Source organism: Alicyclobacillus acidoterrestris (assembly GCF_022674245.1).
GTDB lineage: Bacteria > Bacillota > Bacilli > Alicyclobacillales > Alicyclobacillaceae > Alicyclobacillus > Alicyclobacillus acidoterrestris.
The window spans coordinates 993,736-1,010,631 of sequence record NZ_CP080467.1; the positions used below are offsets into that span (position 1 = coordinate 993,736).

14 protein-coding genes and 1 pseudogene are annotated in these 16,896 nt (G+C 53.4%); 8 read left to right on the forward strand and 7 right to left on the reverse strand.

What is annotated here, in order from left to right; genetic code table 11:
• Window positions 1-27: 27 nt before the first annotated feature.
• Entirely contained in the window at window positions 28-786 is a 759-nt protein-coding gene (locus K1I37_RS04655) for an IclR family transcriptional regulator (RefSeq protein ID WP_021297868.1), read from the reverse strand.
• Window positions 787-939: 153 nt separating this feature from the next.
• Between K1I37_RS04655 and K1I37_RS04660 the strand changes: the two genes are divergently transcribed.
• The 3 genes from K1I37_RS04660 (at window position 940) to K1I37_RS04670 (ending at window position 3,193) form a co-directional block, all read left to right on the forward strand.
• Window positions 940-1,905: an amidase domain-containing protein gene (locus tag K1I37_RS04660; RefSeq protein ID WP_021297869.1), complete on the forward strand. Its 966-nt coding sequence runs from the start codon at window positions 940-942 to the stop codon at window positions 1,903-1,905.
• A 97-nt stretch (window positions 1,906-2,002) separates the two neighbouring features.
• The gene (locus K1I37_RS04665; RefSeq protein WP_021297870.1) at window positions 2,003-2,467 is read left to right on the forward strand and encodes a tRNA (cytidine(34)-2'-O)-methyltransferase; all 465 of its coding nucleotides are present in this window, start codon (window positions 2,003-2,005) and stop codon (window positions 2,465-2,467) included.
• Window positions 2,468-2,470: 3 nt separating this feature from the next.
• Complete coding sequence (locus K1I37_RS04670; protein ID WP_021297871.1) at window positions 2,471-3,193, forward strand: HAD family hydrolase; 723 nt, start codon at window positions 2,471-2,473, stop codon at window positions 3,191-3,193.
• 109 nt (window positions 3,194-3,302) lie between these two features.
• Here K1I37_RS04670 and lpdA read toward each other — a convergent pair whose 3' ends face one another.
• The 4 genes from lpdA to pdhA are packed head-to-tail and all read right to left on the reverse strand — an operon-like array spanning window position 3,303 to window position 8,100.
• The gene (gene lpdA, locus K1I37_RS04675; protein WP_021297872.1) at window positions 3,303-4,715 is read right to left on the reverse strand and encodes a dihydrolipoyl dehydrogenase; all 1,413 of its coding nucleotides are present in this window, start codon (window positions 4,713-4,715) and stop codon (window positions 3,303-3,305) included.
• Window positions 4,716-4,718: 3 nt separating this feature from the next.
• Window positions 4,719-6,023 carry a dihydrolipoamide acetyltransferase family protein gene (locus K1I37_RS04680; RefSeq protein ID WP_021297873.1) on the reverse strand — a complete coding sequence of 435 codons (1,305 nt, stop codon included), beginning with the start codon at window positions 6,021-6,023 and terminating at the stop codon, window positions 4,719-4,721.
• An 18-nt stretch (window positions 6,024-6,041) separates the two neighbouring features.
• On the reverse strand, window positions 6,042-7,022 hold the full coding sequence (locus K1I37_RS04685) for an alpha-ketoacid dehydrogenase subunit beta (protein WP_021297874.1): 981 nt from the start codon (window positions 7,020-7,022) through the stop codon (window positions 6,042-6,044).
• A gap of 1 nt (window position 7,023) precedes the next feature.
• Window positions 7,024-8,100 (reverse strand): pyruvate dehydrogenase (acetyl-transferring) E1 component subunit alpha, encoded by a 1,077-nt coding sequence (pdhA, locus tag K1I37_RS04690; protein WP_021297875.1) that lies wholly within the window; start codon window positions 8,098-8,100, stop codon window positions 7,024-7,026.
• Between the two features lie 324 nt (window positions 8,101-8,424).
• Here pdhA and K1I37_RS04695 point away from each other — a divergent pair, with 324 nt between their 5' ends.
• The gene (locus K1I37_RS04695; protein ID WP_021297876.1) at window positions 8,425-9,153 is read left to right on the forward strand and encodes an alpha/beta hydrolase; all 729 of its coding nucleotides are present in this window, start codon (window positions 8,425-8,427) and stop codon (window positions 9,151-9,153) included.
• Between the two features lie 72 nt (window positions 9,154-9,225).
• A complete protein-coding gene (locus K1I37_RS04700; protein WP_021297877.1) occupies window positions 9,226-10,476 on the forward strand; it encodes a multidrug effflux MFS transporter in 1,251 nt (416 codons plus the stop codon).
• Window positions 10,477-10,495: 19 nt separating this feature from the next.
• On the opposite strand, the gene K1I37_RS04705 is transcribed toward K1I37_RS04700, so the two are convergent.
• Window positions 10,496-10,984 carry a GNAT family N-acetyltransferase gene (locus tag K1I37_RS04705; RefSeq protein WP_021297878.1) on the reverse strand — a complete coding sequence of 163 codons (489 nt, stop codon included), beginning with the start codon at window positions 10,982-10,984 and terminating at the stop codon, window positions 10,496-10,498.
• Between the two features lie 351 nt (window positions 10,985-11,335).
• Here K1I37_RS04705 and K1I37_RS04710 point away from each other — a divergent pair.
• Window positions 11,336-12,211: pseudogene (locus K1I37_RS04710) on the forward strand (protein prkA); the annotation flags it as partial.
• A 77-nt stretch (window positions 12,212-12,288) separates the two neighbouring features.
• Here K1I37_RS04710 and K1I37_RS04715 read toward each other — a convergent pair.
• Window positions 12,289-13,872: a recombinase family protein gene (locus K1I37_RS04715; RefSeq protein ID WP_021297880.1), complete on the reverse strand. Its 1,584-nt coding sequence runs from the start codon at window positions 13,870-13,872 to the stop codon at window positions 12,289-12,291.
• A 226-nt stretch (window positions 13,873-14,098) separates the two neighbouring features.
• Here K1I37_RS04715 and K1I37_RS04720 point away from each other — a divergent pair, with 226 nt between their 5' ends.
• Both K1I37_RS04720 and K1I37_RS04725 read left to right on the forward strand, forming a co-directional pair.
• Complete coding sequence (locus K1I37_RS04720; protein ID WP_021297881.1) at window positions 14,099-15,724, forward strand: spore germination protein; 1,626 nt, start codon at window positions 14,099-14,101, stop codon at window positions 15,722-15,724.
• Window positions 15,721-16,887 carry a Ger(x)C family spore germination protein gene (locus tag K1I37_RS04725; protein WP_021297882.1) on the forward strand — a complete coding sequence of 389 codons (1,167 nt, stop codon included), beginning with the start codon at window positions 15,721-15,723 and terminating at the stop codon, window positions 16,885-16,887. The genes K1I37_RS04720 and K1I37_RS04725 overlap by 4 nt, the downstream gene beginning before the upstream one ends.
• Window positions 16,888-16,896 lie beyond the last annotated feature (9 nt).

Here is a 16,896-nt window from a genome sequence, read left to right on the forward strand (position 1 = left end):
AATTCGTACAGACACTGAAAACAGAAATCAATGGGAGAGCATCTTCGTAAGCCAAGCGGCTGACGTACATAACACGTCGACACATTGATTCATTTTGTCGACGGTAAATCGGGATACAGGCCCTGAAATCGACAGCGAGGCGATACACTCGTGATTGCGACCGAATACTGGGGCAGCAATCGCAGAAGCGCCAAGGTCTCGTTCTTGGATACTCATGGCGTAGCCGTCACTACGTATTTTGTCCAATTGCTGCAGCAACTCGGTGCGTGAGAAATCTTGTGGGAGACACTCCCGCAAAAACACCTCATCGACAACCGCTTCATCGGCAAATGCCAAAAGGACTTTGCCGGAAGCTCCAATATAGAGAGGATAGGTCTGACCGATAGCTGCTACGTTTCGAATGGGTTCATTACTCTCGACGGCCTGAATCCGAATGCGTTCAATGCCCGAACGAATGTACAGACTGACGGTCTCGCCAGTGATATCTCGAAGTTTCGTCATCTCCGGCAAGGCCAACGTCGTCAATTCGTCCGACAGATACACGTTCCCCAGTAGTTCGAGTATGCTCCAGCCTAAAATATATTTGTCCGATCCCGCCTGTTTCCGAACAAACCCTTTAGCTTGAAGCGAAAGTAAGAGACGGTGTGCCGTGCTCTTATGTAGTCCTACTTCCCGCGCAATCTCACTGAGGCTCAACTCTCGCGGTGATTTTGCGAAACAGAGTAGGATATCCAATGCTCGTTCGACTGAGCGGACCGTCGTCGATGTGGTCGTATTGTCCGCCAACGAAGGCTCCCCCTCTGTCTCATCATACAGAACAGCGCTCCAGTGCGTAGTATAGCACAATTGATGATCGGTTTCATTGAATGCTTAGGCGAATGTGCACATCTCCAGGCCGAAGACCATAGAATGCCATATCGAATGGTGAGGTGTGGTGCGGTGAAATCATGTCTGGAAGCGGTTCGTCAATATTTTGACGCACGTACGCAAAACTGGCTGGCGAAGGATGAGCGTCTGTTCGGCGAGATGATGCCTGCCGGGGAGCGCCCACAGTGGCTGGCAAGGACGGTTCACCAGGCGGAACGAAAACGTCGGGCGTACCTCGCCCAAGGCAAGCGTTTGGCACGGGCGCACACGAAAATAGATATTCTCGAGATGCAAGCTTCCAAGGATAAGATGACCGTTCGCGTCACAGTGCTAGAAACCATCTGTTGGGCCTATATCGAGGCGCACACACCTGCGGTGGAGTGTCGCCGCATCGTTCATCGACAGGTGTGGGTATACAGCGAAAGCGCATGGCGACTTCAGACAGCTGAAGAGACCAGTGATGGTCAGTCGTTTTTGCAGGAGGACGTTGGACCGCGCCTGGCGGAAGACTTGCGAACGCCGAAGCGTCCAATGAGAAACTTGGTATACGACCGCGTGCGCGCGACTCGTTATGCGGATGTGTGGTGGGACGGATTCAATCCACGCTACCCCAAACTTGCCGACGACTGCACAAATTTTATCTCCCAATGCATTCACGCAGGGGGCGTGCCGATGACGAAAATCGGCGATAAGCAAAATGGCTGGTGGGTCGGCAACGGAAAAAGTAAGGGATCTTGGAGCTATACGTGGACGACGTCGAATGCATTGTATCACTATGTTCTCCGCGAAGTGGGTGGCAAGCGGGTGCCAAGCCCCTCCGATTTGAAAATGGGAGACCTCATTTTTTACGATTGGGAAGGCACCGGGACATTTCACCATAGTACGATTATTACGGATTTTGACGATGCGGGGTACCCACTCGTCAATGCGCATACGGACCCGAGTTATCATCGACCATTCACGTACTACGACAGCAGGGCATGGACCGAACAAACCAGATATGCATTTGTCCACTTGCCGGATAACTTGTCAGGCTAGGTTGGTCGTTGTTGGTGTGTGTGAGTCCCATCATTCTGTTGCGCGGATGAACGTGCTACACTGAGAGGTGGCATCAGAATGGTGGAGGTAATCCAAGATGAACATTGTACTCGTAGAACCCGAAATTCCAGCGAATACGGGCAATATCTCGAGGACCTGCGCGGTGACTGGGAGCGCTTTGCACCTGATTCGTCCGCTTGGTTTCTCGACAGATGATAGACAATTAAAACGGGCTGGACTCGATTACTGGTCTTTGCTCGACATCACCTATTACGATTCTTTACAGGACCTGTGGAACAAGCATCCACAAGGTCGCTTCTACTATGTGGAGACGAACGGTGGAGCCTGGTACACAGACGTCAAATATGGAATGGATGACTTTCTGGTCTTTGGCAAAGAGACCACAGGGTTACCGCGAGATGTCATCGCCGCGCATGAGAATGACGTGATCCGCATTCCAATGCGAAACGATGCCAAGGCGCGAAGCCTCAATCTGTCAAATGCTGTGGCGATTGTCGCGTTTGAGGCGCTGCGCCAAAATGGCTTTCCTGGGATGGTGTGAGCGATGCTAACGACACTTTTGTTCGATCTCGACGGCACGTTACTACCGATGGATTTGGACGCCTTCATGAAGGAGTATTTCAGGCGTCTCGCGCCACACTTGGCAGATCACTACCGCCCGGATGAGATTGTACCGTGGATGATGGGTGCGCTGCGAAATGTCGCTGAAAACGAAACACCCCAGATCACAAACTTAGACAAGTTTCGGCGTGCGCTGTTCGACAGCGACATGCAGAAGTTGGAACAGATTTGGCCTCTATTCGAGCAATTCTACGATTCTTCGTTCGATGATATCCAACATGTGGTGTCACCCAGCCATATTGCTCGGGAAATATGTCGAACGGCGCGTGACAAGGGGTATCGCCTGGTGTTGGCGACAAATCCGATTTTCCCAGAAGTGGCGACGATGGCAAGAATTCGTTGGGCAGGTCTCGACGCATCGTGGTTCACGCTCATTACGACTATGGAAAACAGCCACTTCTGTAAGCCGAATCCAAAGTACTTTTTGGAGATCTTGGACAAGCTGAACATTACGCCGAACGAGTGTATGATGATTGGCAATGATGTTCAGGAGGATGGCGCTGCTGGTTACGTCGGCATTCGTGGCTACCTGGTGACTGATGATTTGATTGATCGGAACCTCGGGACCTTTGACTTTGATGAAGTGGGAACGCGCGAGGAGCTACTGCGATTCGTGCAAGGGCTACCAGATCTGACGGAGTGTTGAACAATCGCCCAGATGGGTGAGTGCATCGATGAGCAAATGAAGGGGGCTGTCCCACTAGTCGAAACATGACCTTGTGGGACAGCCCCCAATGATGATGACTTGAGATCTCTTAGCGTGTGACGATGTGGATAGGCGAACCGAGACCGACTTCAGCGGCTTCCATGACCATTTCCCCGAGTGTCGGGTGGGCGTGGATGGTTAGCGCGATGTCTTCCAAGGTTGCGCTCATTTCAATGGCCAAACCGAGCTCGGCAATCAAGTTTGATGCCTCATAGCCGACCACTTGAGCGCCGACGAGAACGCCGGTTTCCTTGTCTGCAATCAACTTGATAAAGCCATCGGTTGCGTTCAACGCGGTGGCACGACCGTTTGCGGCGTATGGGAAACGGCCGACAGAAACGCTGTTGTATTCCTTTTTCGCCTCGTCCTCGGACAGACCGACTGTGGCCATCTCCGGATCTGAGAAGACGACAGCTGGAATGCAACGATAATCGACGACGCTTGGCATTCCGGCGATAGCTTCAGCGGCGACTTTGCCTTCATAGGAAGCCTTGTGTGCCAATGCGGCGCCAGGAACGATATCGCCGATAGCGTAGACGTTCGGGTTCGTCGTGCGGCATTGCGCATCCACCTTGATGAGGCCTTTTTCGCCGAGCTCGATACCGGCGTCCTGCAGACCCAATTCATCCGTGTTCGGACGACGTCCTACGGTGACGAGAATATAGTCCGCCTCAATCGTCTTATCTTCGCCAGCCTGGTTCGTGTAGGTCAATTTGATGCTGTTTTCCGTCTCTTCGACCGACTTGGCCATGGCCTTGGTTTCGATTTGGACGTCGTATTTCTTCAGGTTTTTCTCGACCAAGCGCACCATCTGTTTGTCAAAGGCGGCTAGGATGCTGTCCAAACCTTCAATGATGGTGACTTTCGAACCGAATTTCGCGAACGTCTGGCCCAACTCGGCACCGATGTAGCCGCCGCCGACGACAATCAGGCGCTCCGGAATTTCATCGAGTGCGAGCGCTTCTGTCGAAGACAGGACGCGTTTGCCGAATGGCAAGGACTTGAGCTCAATGGGGCGGGAGCCAGTCGCCAGGATGCAGTGTTGGAACTTGATACGTTGCCCGCCGTTTTCGTGCATGATGCGCACTTCATCCGGTTTGGTGAAAAAGGCCTCACCGTCGATCACGGTGATTTTGTTGCCCTTCATCAGGGATTGCACACCGCCCGTCATCTTGTTGACGACAGACTGTTTCCACTCCTGCACTTTTTTATAGTCCAGTTTTGCAGTGGACTCGATGCCTGGGAACGCCGATTCGCGTGCTGCTTCGTATTGGTGTGCCGCCGAAATCAACGCCTTCGACGGAATACAGCCGCGATTCAAGCAGACGCCGCCGAGTTCAGCCTTGTCGACGATGGTGACTGACTTGCCGAGTTGCGCAGCGCGGATTGCTGCAACATATCCGCCAGGGCCCGCACCAATGACTAGAACCTCAACCTCTTCCAACATCTCGCCTACGACCATGAATTACACCTCCAAGAGTAAGAGCCGTGGGTTTTCCAACAGCCGCTTGATATCATTCATAAAGCGTTGGCCCAAAGCGCCGTCAATGACGCGATGGTCAAAGCTGAGCGACAGGGACATCATCTGGCCAACTGCGAATTCGCCGTCGCGGATGACTGGCTTTTCCGTAATCCGGCCAACACCGAGGATGGCGACCTCTGGGTAGTTGATGATTGGCGTGAAATACAAACCGCCAGCGGATCCGATATTGGTGATGGAGATAGTGCTTCCGCGCATTTCGTTCGGCGCCAGTTTGCCAGCGCGGCCGCGCGTAGCCAAATCGTTGATTTCATCGGCGATAGCCCACATGTTCTTCTTGTCGGCGTGACGAACCACTGGTACGAGCAGACCCCTATCGGTGTCCGTCGCGATGCCGATGTGGTAGTAGTGTTTGAGGACGAGTTCCTGTTTCTCCTCGTCAAGCGTCGAGTTGAGTTGTGGACTTTGTCGCAGTGCCGCAATCATCGCCTTGACGATAAACGGCAAGTAGGTGATTTTCGTACCGCGTTCCGCAGCCAGCGGTTTGATTTCCTTGCGCAATTTGACGAGTTCGGTCACGTCAACTTCGTCGATCAGCGTGACGTGCGGCGCAGTGTACGCGCTCTTTACCATCGCCTTGGCAATGGCTTGGCGAATCATCGGCAATGGCACGCGTTCTTCGACTTCCTCGCCGCTGATTTGCGTTACGCGAGTCGGGGCTGCTGTCTCCACCGTGTCGGTGGCTGCTGCTGCAACGGTTTGGTCGCCGCCAGCCACGAACTTGTCGATGTCTTCCTTGGTTACCTTGCCGTGGTTGCCCGTGCCCGTCACGTTCGTGATATCGATGCCTTGTTCACGCGCGTATTTGCGCACGCCAGGTGTGGCCAACACGTCGTGTGCGGAACTCTTGACACTCGCACTTGCCGCAGCCGACGCCGGTGCGGCTTGTGCAGGTTGTTGCGCTTGTGCCGCCGGAGCGGGAGCATTGCTTGCGTCGTGTTCAGCTTTGGCTGCGTCTGCTTGCGCTTGTGCAGCCGCTGGCACGTCGCCTTCTACCTCGATAATCATCAAGATGTCACCGACGACGGAAGTAGTCCCTTCAGAGACTTTGAGTTCCTTCACGGTTCCACTCACAGGAGAGGGTAATTCCACCAGCGATTTGTCGTTTTCAACTTCGGCGATTGCGTCGTCTTCTTCGATTTTGTCGCCAGGTTTGACCAGCCACTTGCTAATGCGGCCTTCGTGCAGGCCTTCGCCCAGTTCTGGGAGTGGCAATTCAAACAATGCCATAGAACTCACCTCCAGGTATTAAAGACTCATGACTTTGTTCAAAGCAGCAACGACGGAGTGTTGGGTAGGCAGCCATTCGTCTTCAATCATGCCGAACGGATACACAGTGTCTGGCGGCGTGACGCGCAAGACAGGTGCTTCCAGATGATAAATGGCATGCTCGTTGATTTGCGCGATGACTTCTGCGCCCACACCGGCACTGCGCTGTGCCTCTTGAACGACGATCGCGCGGCCGGTCTTTTTCACCGACTCCGTAATCGTGTCGATGTCAATTGGGCTGATGGTCCGAAGGTCAATCACTTCCGCCTCGAGGCCTTTATCTTTGGCCCATGCGTCAGCGGCCTTTTGCGAAACGCCGACCATCGCGCCGTAGGTGACAATGGTGACGTCCTTTCCTTCGCGCACGACGTTCGCCTGACCGAGTGGAATGGTGTATTCCTCTTCCGGCACTTCTTGGCGGAAGGAGCGGTAGAGACGCATGTGCTCGAGGAAAATGACTGGGTCGTTGTCGCGAATGGCAGACAACAGAAGCCCCTTGGCGTCGTACGGCGTACTCGGAATGACGACTTTGACGCCGGGTGTCTGAAGGAATAGACCTTCAAGGCTGTCCGAGTGCAACTCCGGTGTGCGAACACCGCCGCCAAATGGGGAACGGATGGTTACCGGTGCGTAGTAGCGACCGCCGGAACGATACCGCAGGCGGGCGATTTGGCTCGCGATTTGGTCAAAAGCTTCAAATACGAATCCGAAGAACTGAATTTCCGGCACAGGTCGAAAGCCCTGGATGGCTAAGCCGTTGGCCAGGCCGATAATGCCGCTTTCGGCTAATGGCGTGTCAAAGACGCGCTCTTCGCCGTACTTCTTTTGAAGACCTTCTGTCGCGCGGAACACACCGCCGTTGTTTCCTACGTCCTCACCGAATACAAGGACTTTTTCATCGCGTGCCAACTCGAGGTCGAGTGCATGCGTAATGGCTTGAATCATCGTCATTTGTGCCATGTCAGTTCGCCCCCTCGCCAGTGATTTCAGCACGTTGGCGCTTCAATGTCGCGGTCGGCTCCTCGAACATCGCGTCGATGAGGCCTTCGATTGTCATTTTTTCGACAGCGTCCGCTTGTTTCAGTGCATCGTTGATGGTGTCCTTTGCCTCTTCGATGAACTGCTGTTCTTCCTCGTCTGTCCACAGCCCCTTGGCCTGCAGATAGCTGCGGAAGCGCACGAGCGGATCCCGCTTTTCCCACGTCGCCTCGGTTTCCTTGGTGCGATAACGCGTTGGGTCGTCACCGGACATCGTGTGTGGACCGTACCGGAACGTAACCGCTTCAATCATGGTTGGACCTTCGCCAGCACGCGCTCTATCGACCGCCTGCTTGGTCGCTGCGTATACGCCGAGAATGTCCATGCCGTCGACTTGGACACCTGGGATACCTGCGGCAATCGCTTTCTGCGCCAGCGTTTCAGCAGCCGTTTGCTTTTCCCGCGGAACGGAAATGGCGTATTGGTTGTTTTGGACGAAGAACACTGCCGGTGCTTGATATGCGCCAGCAAAGTTCATTCCTTCATAGAAGTCGCCTTGGGAGGTGCCGCCGTCACCTGTGTACGTGATGGTTACGTGTTTTTCCCCTTTGAGCTTAAAGCCGAGGGCGATACCCGCTGTCTGGACGATTTGGGCACCGATGATGATTTGCGGCATGATGACGTTCACGTCTTCAGGTACGCGACCGCCTTCTTGATGGCCTCGGGAATACAGGAACAATTTGTACAATGGATATCCATGGTACAGCGACTGTGGAAGGTCACGATAGCCTGGCACCACGAAGTCTTCTTTCTCGGTAGCGAACTCGCTGCCAATCATCGACGCCTCTTGACCTGAGACGGGTGCATAGAATCCAAGACGCCCTTGGCGGGTCAGTTTGATGGCGCGTTGGTCGAGAATTCTCGTGAACACCATGCGTTTCATCAATTCTCGCAGTTGGTCGTCAGTTAAATTGGGAAGCAATTCGTTGTCGGTCACGTTACCATTCTCGTCTAACACTTGGACGTACGGAACAGTGTGCTCGGAGACCGTCTTGCTCATATGCGTCACCTCATTCCGAAAAATGTGTAGCGTGCTAGCGTGCGTGCCTATGTATTCACCAAGTCGTCCCGGTAAAAGCGAGCGACATGCACGTAGTAGTGATACAGTTCAACAAATATTATAATACACATTATTAGAGTGTGCGAATCACTTTCGTGCCACGCGCAATTTACTGTTATATAATAAGAGGTTTACGAGACTATAACAGTTTAGTACAACGCTTTCTTCGCGAATCGCAAAACAAGCTGTTATTCTGTTAAAACAGCAGTCAGGTCGGCGGCCGCAACAAGACGGCGTCGCACCGGCGAAAAGGAGCAGAAGACGATGACCAATACGCCGCAGCGAAAAATTGAATCTCACACGATATACAGTCGCCATTTAAATGAAGAGCGAGCCATCAAAGTGTTTGTACCGCACTCGTATGACAAATCAAAGCCATTGCCCATTGTCTACTGTCACGATGGGCTGGAGTTTTTTACACATGGTCGAGTTGCCACGATTGCCAACGAGCTGATGACGAACGGCGAGATTCCTCCATTTCTGATTGCCGGCATTGCGGTGAACCTGGAACAGCGCCACAGCGAATACGCGATGGACGGCGCGCGCCATACGGCATACCAGCAATTTGTGGTCGATGAGTGCATGCCGATGTTGGATAGTCTCTACGCTGTAGACGACAACGCACGGTTGATGGCGGGTATTTCACTCGGTGCCGTAGCGTCCCTCAGTTTTATGCTGGCGTATCCGCAGTACTTTCATACCTTAATTCTGTTTTCTGGCGCCTACTTTCCGCCAGTGCAGGCGCGCCTTCGCGACGAGCCGGATTTAAGCCGCCTGGCGGCGTATCTGTTTATCGGTGACGAGGAACGTCAGGCGAAGACACCTTCTGGCGTGTACAATTTTTACGAGTACAACGAGCAGATGCGCGATATTCTGCTCGATCGCGGCGCAGAGGTGGAATTCCACGTCGGCCCCGGCAACCACATCTGGGGCGTTTGGCAGAAGCAGTTGCCAGACGCGTTGCGCTGGTTGGGCAGGCATCTCGAAGCCTGATTTGCCTCGTGAACTACCAGGTGCGTCGTCTGCGCAGGGATTTTGGAGAGCGTCCGAAAAAGGAGTAAAACCATGAATGTGAAAACTGCGTCGGGCCGTCAGTTGGCCACCGCGCGCCGGGGGTGCACGGCCGTCATTCTCGGTTCCCTGACGGCCCTCGCGCCACTGTCGATTGATATGTACCTTCCGTCACTGCCGGTGATTGCGAATCACTTACACGCATCACAGTCAGTGGCGCAGTTGAGTATTACCTTGTGTTTGATTGGGCTCGCACTCGGCCAGCTGTTGGCGGGCCCCATGAGTGACGCTAGAGGACGCCGTGGGCCCTTGCTCGCAGGGCTTGCGGTTTATATCATCGCGTCTGTGGTTTGCGCTGTGACGCCAAACGTCTGGGTCTTGATTGTCGTTCGCTTTGTACAAGGATTTGCTGGGGCCGCCGGTATCGTCATCGCACGGGCGATGGTGCGCGACCTGTACGCTGGACCGGAATTGACTCGCTTTTTTTCGCTGCTGATGCTCGTCAATGGTGTCGCACCCATTCTTGCGCCAGTGCTCGGTGGTCAGCTGTTGCGCGTGATATCGTGGCGCGGCGTGTTTGTCGTGCTCGCTATCCTCGGCGTGGCGATGTTCGTGACGGTAGCCTTCGCACTGGGCGAGACATTGCCTCCTGAGAACCGGCGAACGGGTGGCGTACAAAGTACCATATCCGCGTTTGGACAACTCGTCCGCGAACGGACGTTCATGGGGTACGCGTTGTCGCAAGGACTCGTGAATGCGGCGATGTTTGGGTATATATCCGGATCACCATTTGTGCTACAAGACTTGTTCGGCCTGTCGCCACAAGTATTCAGCATCTGTTTTGCCATCAACGGTATCGGCATCATTCTGTTTTCGCGCGCAGCCGGCCTACTGGCTGGAAAGGTTCGGGATGTTTTGTTGTTCCGCATCGGGATTGGCATCGCCTGTTGCGGAGGCGTCGCCTTGCTCTTGTCCATTGTTCTTCAATTGGGGCTACCGGGCGTTCTGCCGACGCTGTTCCTCGTTGTCTCCAGTGTCGGTGTGGTGGGGACCATTGGATCGTCGCTCGCGATGCAGCAGCATGCGAAAAATGCCGGGAGCGCTGCAGCGCTCATTGGCGTCGCGCAGTTGTTGTTAGGTGCCGTCGCATCGCCGTTGGTTGGCTTCGGCAATCACCCGACTGCACTGCCGATGGGCATTGTGATCGCCATTTGCGACGTTGGCTCCGTGCTGACGTATGTGCTGCTGGTCTTGAGTGGGAAACGGGCTGTGCGCCGCATTGGTGCGATGGATGGCGAAGGATAAGTTTTTGATTGGTCTGGGGTCACTCAACAATGTATTGATAATAATGAACGTCTTGCCACTGTTCGAACTTGAAGCCAACTTCTTTGAAACAGCCTACGTATGTAAACCCCAGCCGTTCGTGTAGTTTGCGGCTCGCGGCGTTGCCGTCGGTGATGCCTGCGATAATGACGTGATGGCCAAGTGCTTTTGCCCGGGCCAGCATATCCACCATCAACGCTTTGCCAATGCCACGTCCCTGGTAGTCCGGGTGAATGTAGATGGACGACTCCACCGTCTTCGCGTAAGCTGCTTTCTCGCGATGGCGGGAGAGGGAACAGTAGCCTGCGACATGGCCGTCCATGTCGGCCACCGTGAGCGGGTACTGGTTCCCATAGTGGGTGAACCACTCGCGGCGTTCGGCTAGCGTCTGTTCGGTGAGATCGAACGTGGCGGCGGACGTTCTGATGGCGTGGTTGTAGATATCGAGAAGACCTGGAAGGTCGTCGATCACTGCGTCGCGTATGCGCATGACGGTGTTGCAACTCCAATCGTTACAAATTGCGCGGGGGAATGCGCACGAATGATTCAATTATAGCTCGAAATCCGCATCTGTCCCGGCTTTTATTTTCACACTATTTGCGCATCTCGTGTAAATATAAGTTACAGATGCCGCCTGGCCCTCGTGTACGACGAGACAAGACGGCATTTGTGTTCCCTTATAGCTAATCCGGTTGGCAAGCAAAGCATGGGCATGTGGCCAAGCAGGCAGCGAATAGGATGAAGAAACGCGGACGGATTTTTGGTTGTCGCGCGAAGAGTCCGTTGTCAGTCGGTTGTAACGGTCGCTTGTCAACTTGCACCAGAGGAGGAGGATGGGTCCATGAGTTTTCTTGACCGACTCAACACCTACCGCGCGGAGGAACAGGGCCTTCGTTGGGAGGGGACGTTCGAGGAATACATCGAGATCGTCAAGGAGCACCCCAGCGTGGCCAAGACAGCGCACGCTCGTATATATGACATGATTGCCAGCAAGGGAATTGAGACGGATGCCGAAGGCCATCGCCACTACCCGTTTTTTGAAGGCGAGATGTACGGCTTGTCGAGCACTTTGGAGCGCCTTGTCGAGGAGTACTTCCACGCGGCGGCGCGACGTCTGGACGTGCGCAAGCGCATCCTGCTGTTGATGGGGCCGGTCAGTGGAGGTAAGTCGACGATTGTCACGATGCTCAAGCGCGGGCTGGAACAGTATTCGAAAACGCCTGAGGGCGCGTTATACGCGATTAAAGGGTGCCCGATGCACGAGGAACCACTCCATTTGATCCCGTTGGAATTAAGAAAAGATTTCGAAAACGAATACGGTATACGCATTGAGGGGAATTTGTGCCCGAGTTGCCGGATGCGACTGGATGAGGAATTTGGTGGCCACATTGAACAAGTTCCAGTCGAGCGCGTCCTGATGTCGGAGGAACGGCGGATTGGCATTGGCACGTTTAGTCCATCCGACCCCAAGTCTCAGGACATCGCCGATTTGACCGGCAGCATCGACTTCTCGACCATCACGGAGTACGGGTCAGAATCAGACCCGCGGGCCTACCGGTTTGATGGCGAGCTGAACAAAGCGAATCGCGGAATCATGGAGTTCCAAGAGATGCTCAAGTGTGACGAAAAGTTTTTGTGGCACTTGTTGAGTTTGACTCAGGAAGGGAATTTCAAGGCAGGGCGTTTCGCACTGATCTCTGCCGATGAAATGATGGTGAGATGACCAGTCTAAAACCGTGCGAAACGCCCGTATTTGGCTCGTTTTCAAGCGGCGCAACTACCTTGTGCGCCTGGTTATGCCCGCGTCACGTTCGGATGCAGGGTGACTTGTAAATCAAATCGAGTCGGATCACTGCGGTGCCGCCCTTTGTGGACAAGCTCCAATCGGACGTCTATCAAAAGCCCTCGCAAAAATCGATTTTTGGCTGCGGTATCGGAGAGTTGCTGATAGCCATCCACCAATGAGCGAATTTGTGCTTTGGAGATAGGGAGCGTGGGGGGCGCACAAGGCAAGGCGCTGTCCATGAAATCAGTCGTCCATTTGGCTATTTCAGCGAGCTCTGTCTGACACTTCTCTCTTATCTCCTGATAGTCTTGTTTGGTCAACGTGCCGTCGAGAAGCAAGTCTCTCGCGCGCTCGAGGCGGGCGTTGAGCGCCGCTGCTCGCGCTTGGCACTGCTTTTGGATGTCCTTTGTCGTCAGGCCAACGGGTACCTTTAGGTTCTGCGTGGAAGACTCTAAACACTGTGCGAAGCGAGTTGGGTCGATTTTTGCGACGTGATGGAGTGCGGTCAGCAACTGCTTTTCGCAGTCCCGGTATTTTACTGCGTAGCCGCAAACCGGACAATACATGAACTCCTTCGTGTATTTCGAGATTGTCCCATCCCGTTTGCGGTAACGTTGAACGCTGGATTGTCGAACCATTTTGCGCCCACAGCCGCCACACGTCACAAGCCCCGCCAGTTCACTCGGGGTGAAATCGGCTTTGACTTTTGGTGTACGCGCGGTGGATTTCAATCTTTTTTGCACAAGGGACCACAGCGATGTCTCGACGATAGCCTCGAATGCATGCTCGACAACGATGTGCTCGTCGCGCGGGCGCACGACGACCTTTCCATCGTGTTTATTGCGCTGCGTTCGGCGAAAGACCAGGGTTCCGCAGTATGCGGGGTTGGCCAACATCCTGTGTATCACTTCCGGTCGCCAGATCTCTTTTCCTCGGGGGGAACGGATGCCTAATTGGCGCAGGCGTGTGGCAATCGCGGAATAGCCAAGGCCTTCCTCTCCATACCAACGAAAAATCCACTGTACAATTCGCGCTTCTGGTTCGTAGGGCACGAGGATTTGGAGGCGCGCGTGATATCGAAATCCGTAGGGGACACTGCCTGCGACCCACTTTCCACGTTGCGCGCCATCGTATTTCCCCTCCGTCAATCGCCAGAGGGTCATTTCGTATTCTTCGCGGTTAAAAAACAGCGAAAAGCGAATCATTCGCAAGTCGCTGAAATTGCGCGGATCGTAAACGGCATCCTTGGTGATGATATAAATCCGCTTATCCCGGATGATGTCGTAAACGACGCCCATATCGGTGTAACTGCCTCTGCCCAATCGGGATAAATCTTTACAGACGATGGCCTGATATTTTGTGCCAAGTTCCGGTAGGATTGCCCGGAATACTGGGCGTTCGCGGATACTGTCGCCAGAGGCCACTTCCTCTCTTATCTCGTAGTCGAATTCATAGCGACTGAGCACGTCCCGAGTCATCAACTCGCGTTGCTTTAAGAGCGTATCTTCGCCGCGCCGTTCCGCCTCCTCGTCTTCACGGGATTTTCGGATGTAGCAAATGGCTCGAGAAATGGATTGCGATACACGTGACATGGCCCGACCTCACTTTCCACGTCCGATTTCGTTCAACAGAGTCTATTCGCGTGAAAATCAGTCTATGTGACGATATGTGAGGACTGGGGTGTATGGCCGGGTTTTTGGTGTGGGCTTTCATTTGTCGCAGGTTGCAGCGAGGCGAAGGTGACAAATGGGTGTAAGTGAATATATTGGATTTTTATGGATAAATTAACCTTAAATGTTTTGACAAGGTGGGTCCGGAATGACGATTTTTCAGCGTTGGGTACGAAATTCCGGGTTTACGAATCAGGTCAAAGGACGTAACAAACCGAATGTTCCTCCTTTTGAGGAGGCACCGGATTATGAGGGGAACCTCAATCGAGCACTCGCGTATTTCTCCAATACAGTCGGATTGAGCGACGATTATATGGTGCGTGTCACACAAGTGAACGGGCGTTCCGCGGTCTGTCTATTTGTAAATACCATATGTGACAGTACGGTGATTGAAAAAACGCTCAACGCTTTACATGTGCACCGATTTCCGCGCAAAGAGCCAAAGAATTTGCCTCAATATCTGATTGAGCGCGTCTTTATCGGATCGGATGCCGTATTCATGGAGAATTTATACGAGATTCGTGAAGCACTGACGGAAGGGTCTTTGGTTTTTCTAATCGATGGTGCCTCCTCTGCCATTGTGATTGGCGCGACGTATGTTGAACACCGCGCTCCACAAGAACCATACATTGAAACGTCCTCCAGGGGCTCGCAGGTAAGTTTCGTCGAAAACGTCGATGTCAATGTCGGATTGCTGCGCCGAAATCTCACCACCGATTCACTAGTCGTCAAACATGTGAAAGTCGGCTATCGCACTCGCCGGAAAGTAGCCATTGCATTCGTCCGCGACGTCGCCAACCCAACTTTGGTGGAGACCGTCGTCAAGCGAATTGATGCCATTCATATTGGTGCTGTGGATGACGCGGCGGCTGTTGAACAACGAATTTCTGACCACCCGTGGTCGTTGTTCCCGATGACGCGGACGACGCAGCGGATTGATAATGCAGTGCGCGAAGTGAACCAAGGAAAAGTTTGTATCATGGTCGACGGCGACCCAACTGTACTTCTGGCGCCGGCGACATTACAGGATTTTTTCCAAACCCAGGAGGATTTCCAGCACCCTTGGTGGGAAGCGACGGCCGTTCGCTGGCTGCGTATCATCAGTTTCTTTTTTGCGGTTTACTTGCCCGCTTTGTATGTCGCGTTTGTCGATTTTAATCCAGAACTCTTGCCAAAGGTGATGGCGCTTCAAATTGCAGAGTCTCGCGAGCATGTGCCGTTTCCAGCCGTGCTCGAGGTGTTCATCATGATGTTGGTGGTCGAGATTCTCCGCGAAGCGACGCTGCGAATGCCGCGCCAAATGGGACAGACCATCGGTATTGTCGGCGGTCTCGTCGTCGGTCAAGCCGCAGTCGAGGCGGGTATTGTCAGTAACGTCCTCATTATCGTCATCTCGTTGACATCGATTAGCGTCTTTGTATCGCCGAGTTACGAGTTTGCCATCTGTCTGCGTTTGGGATCTTGGGCCATGGTGATTGCTGCGACCATTGTCGGTTTTTATGGGGTGGTCTTGTTGACGATATGGATTTGGTACGAGGTCGCGAATCTCAAATCGTTCGGTGTCTCTTATTTAGATCCGTTTGGCGGCGAGTATGTTCGCGATACGTTCGTCGATGGAATCATCCGTTTGCCGATTACGGTTCTCGATAAGCGCGCAAGTCATTTACGTCCCATCGATGAAGTCGGCGGCGTTGATACCAAACTCCCCTTAACGCATCCACAACTTGATAAATCGCGGCGAACGAGTCGATATAGTCGGGGGCGAAAGTCGTGAAATACCTGCGTGTAGCCGTATTGTGTGTGTTGCTTTTGTGTTTGCCCGGGTGCTGGGACTACCGGCGAATTAATGACCGTGCGCAGGTGCTCGGAATTGGGGTTGACCCTGTCTACGGGAATTCTAAGGTGCTCAGTTATACGTTTCAGGTACCAAACTTGGAAGAAGGTGGCGGAGATATGTCAATTGGAGGCGGGGGAAACGGTGGCAGTGGCAGCGGCGGCGAAGGAAATCGCGGCGGGGCGCAGAGTCCTGCATATCGAAACTTTACAGTGGAAGCGGCAAGTCTGCATACGGCACTGGCACAAGCGCAAACGGAATACAATAAAGGCTTCTATCTCGGAAATTTACAGGCGATTGTCTTAAATACGGGGCTTAACAAAATAGATATCCAGAGCGTCATTGAGCAATTGATGCGCAGTGAGTCAGCGGACAAGCTCGCTCAAATTTCATTCTCCAAGGAGTCAGCACAGGAAATATTGAGCTTACCGACGAGCACTGCGCCAGCGAGTGTGATTGAGTCTACTTTGACCGTCGCCATGCCGCAACAGGGGTTTGTTCCGCACGTTCGGCTGTGGGAATTTTGGCGTGACGCTGAGCTTACCGGTCTTGAAGCGCACGCGACCATCGTCACTTCGGATAGCGGGAATTTAAAGTTTGACGGCACAGAACTATTTGACAGATATTCTCCTGTTGGGGAAATCAGTACGGCGGACAACTTGTACTACAACTTGGTGGCACATCGCATCCGGCGTATGCCGATGACGATTCCCGACGGGGACAAATCGTTTGATATCCGCGCTATGGGGAGTACGAGCAAGATTTCCGTCACGATGAACCATGGTGTGGCCACGCTTCACGACCATATCACGCTGACGGCAGAGCTGATTTCAAGTGAGGATAGGGACACGCGCCCTGTCACGAATCAAGAGTTGAAAAAATATGAGTCCGTGACCAGTAGGTATCTCAAAGCGCAGTCGCTGCGCGTGCTGACGGAACTGCAAAGCAAGGGAACCGACATTTGCGGGTTTGGGCGGTGGTATTTTCTTCATAACCCAGCGCAAGAACAATATATTCAGACGCGTTGGGATGATGTATTTAAGCACGCAAATACGGACATGGATGTTGTAGTACATGTGAAACGAACCGGCAATTTGATTTAGGGGGAAAAC

Excerpts from the sequence above, each read along its gene's own strand:
- K1I37_RS04720 (WP_021297881.1), top strand. The coding sequence starts at position 14,099 with ATGACGATTTTTCAGCGTTGGGTACGAAATTCCGGGTTTACGAATCAG.
- K1I37_RS04715 (WP_021297880.1), bottom strand. The coding sequence starts at position 13,872 with ATGTCACGTGTATCGCAATCCATTTCTCGAGCCATTTGCTACATCCGA.
- K1I37_RS04680 (WP_021297873.1), bottom strand. The coding sequence starts at position 6,023 with ATGGCATTGTTTGAATTGCCACTCCCAGAACTGGGCGAAGGCCTGCAC.
- K1I37_RS04665 (WP_021297870.1), top strand. The coding sequence starts at position 2,003 with ATGAACATTGTACTCGTAGAACCCGAAATTCCAGCGAATACGGGCAAT.
- K1I37_RS04700 (WP_021297877.1), top strand. The coding sequence starts at position 9,226 with ATGAATGTGAAAACTGCGTCGGGCCGTCAGTTGGCCACCGCGCGCCGG.
- pdhA (WP_021297875.1), bottom strand. The coding sequence starts at position 8,100 with ATGAGCAAGACGGTCTCCGAGCACACTGTTCCGTACGTCCAAGTGTTA.
- K1I37_RS04705 (WP_021297878.1), bottom strand. The coding sequence starts at position 10,984 with ATGCGCATACGCGACGCAGTGATCGACGACCTTCCAGGTCTTCTCGAT.
- K1I37_RS04685 (WP_021297874.1), bottom strand. The coding sequence starts at position 7,022 with ATGGCACAAATGACGATGATTCAAGCCATTACGCATGCACTCGACCTC.
- lpdA (WP_021297872.1), bottom strand. The coding sequence starts at position 4,715 with ATGGTCGTAGGCGAGATGTTGGAAGAGGTTGAGGTTCTAGTCATTGGT.
- K1I37_RS04695 (WP_021297876.1), top strand. The coding sequence starts at position 8,425 with ATGACCAATACGCCGCAGCGAAAAATTGAATCTCACACGATATACAGT.
- K1I37_RS04670 (WP_021297871.1), top strand. The coding sequence starts at position 2,471 with ATGCTAACGACACTTTTGTTCGATCTCGACGGCACGTTACTACCGATG.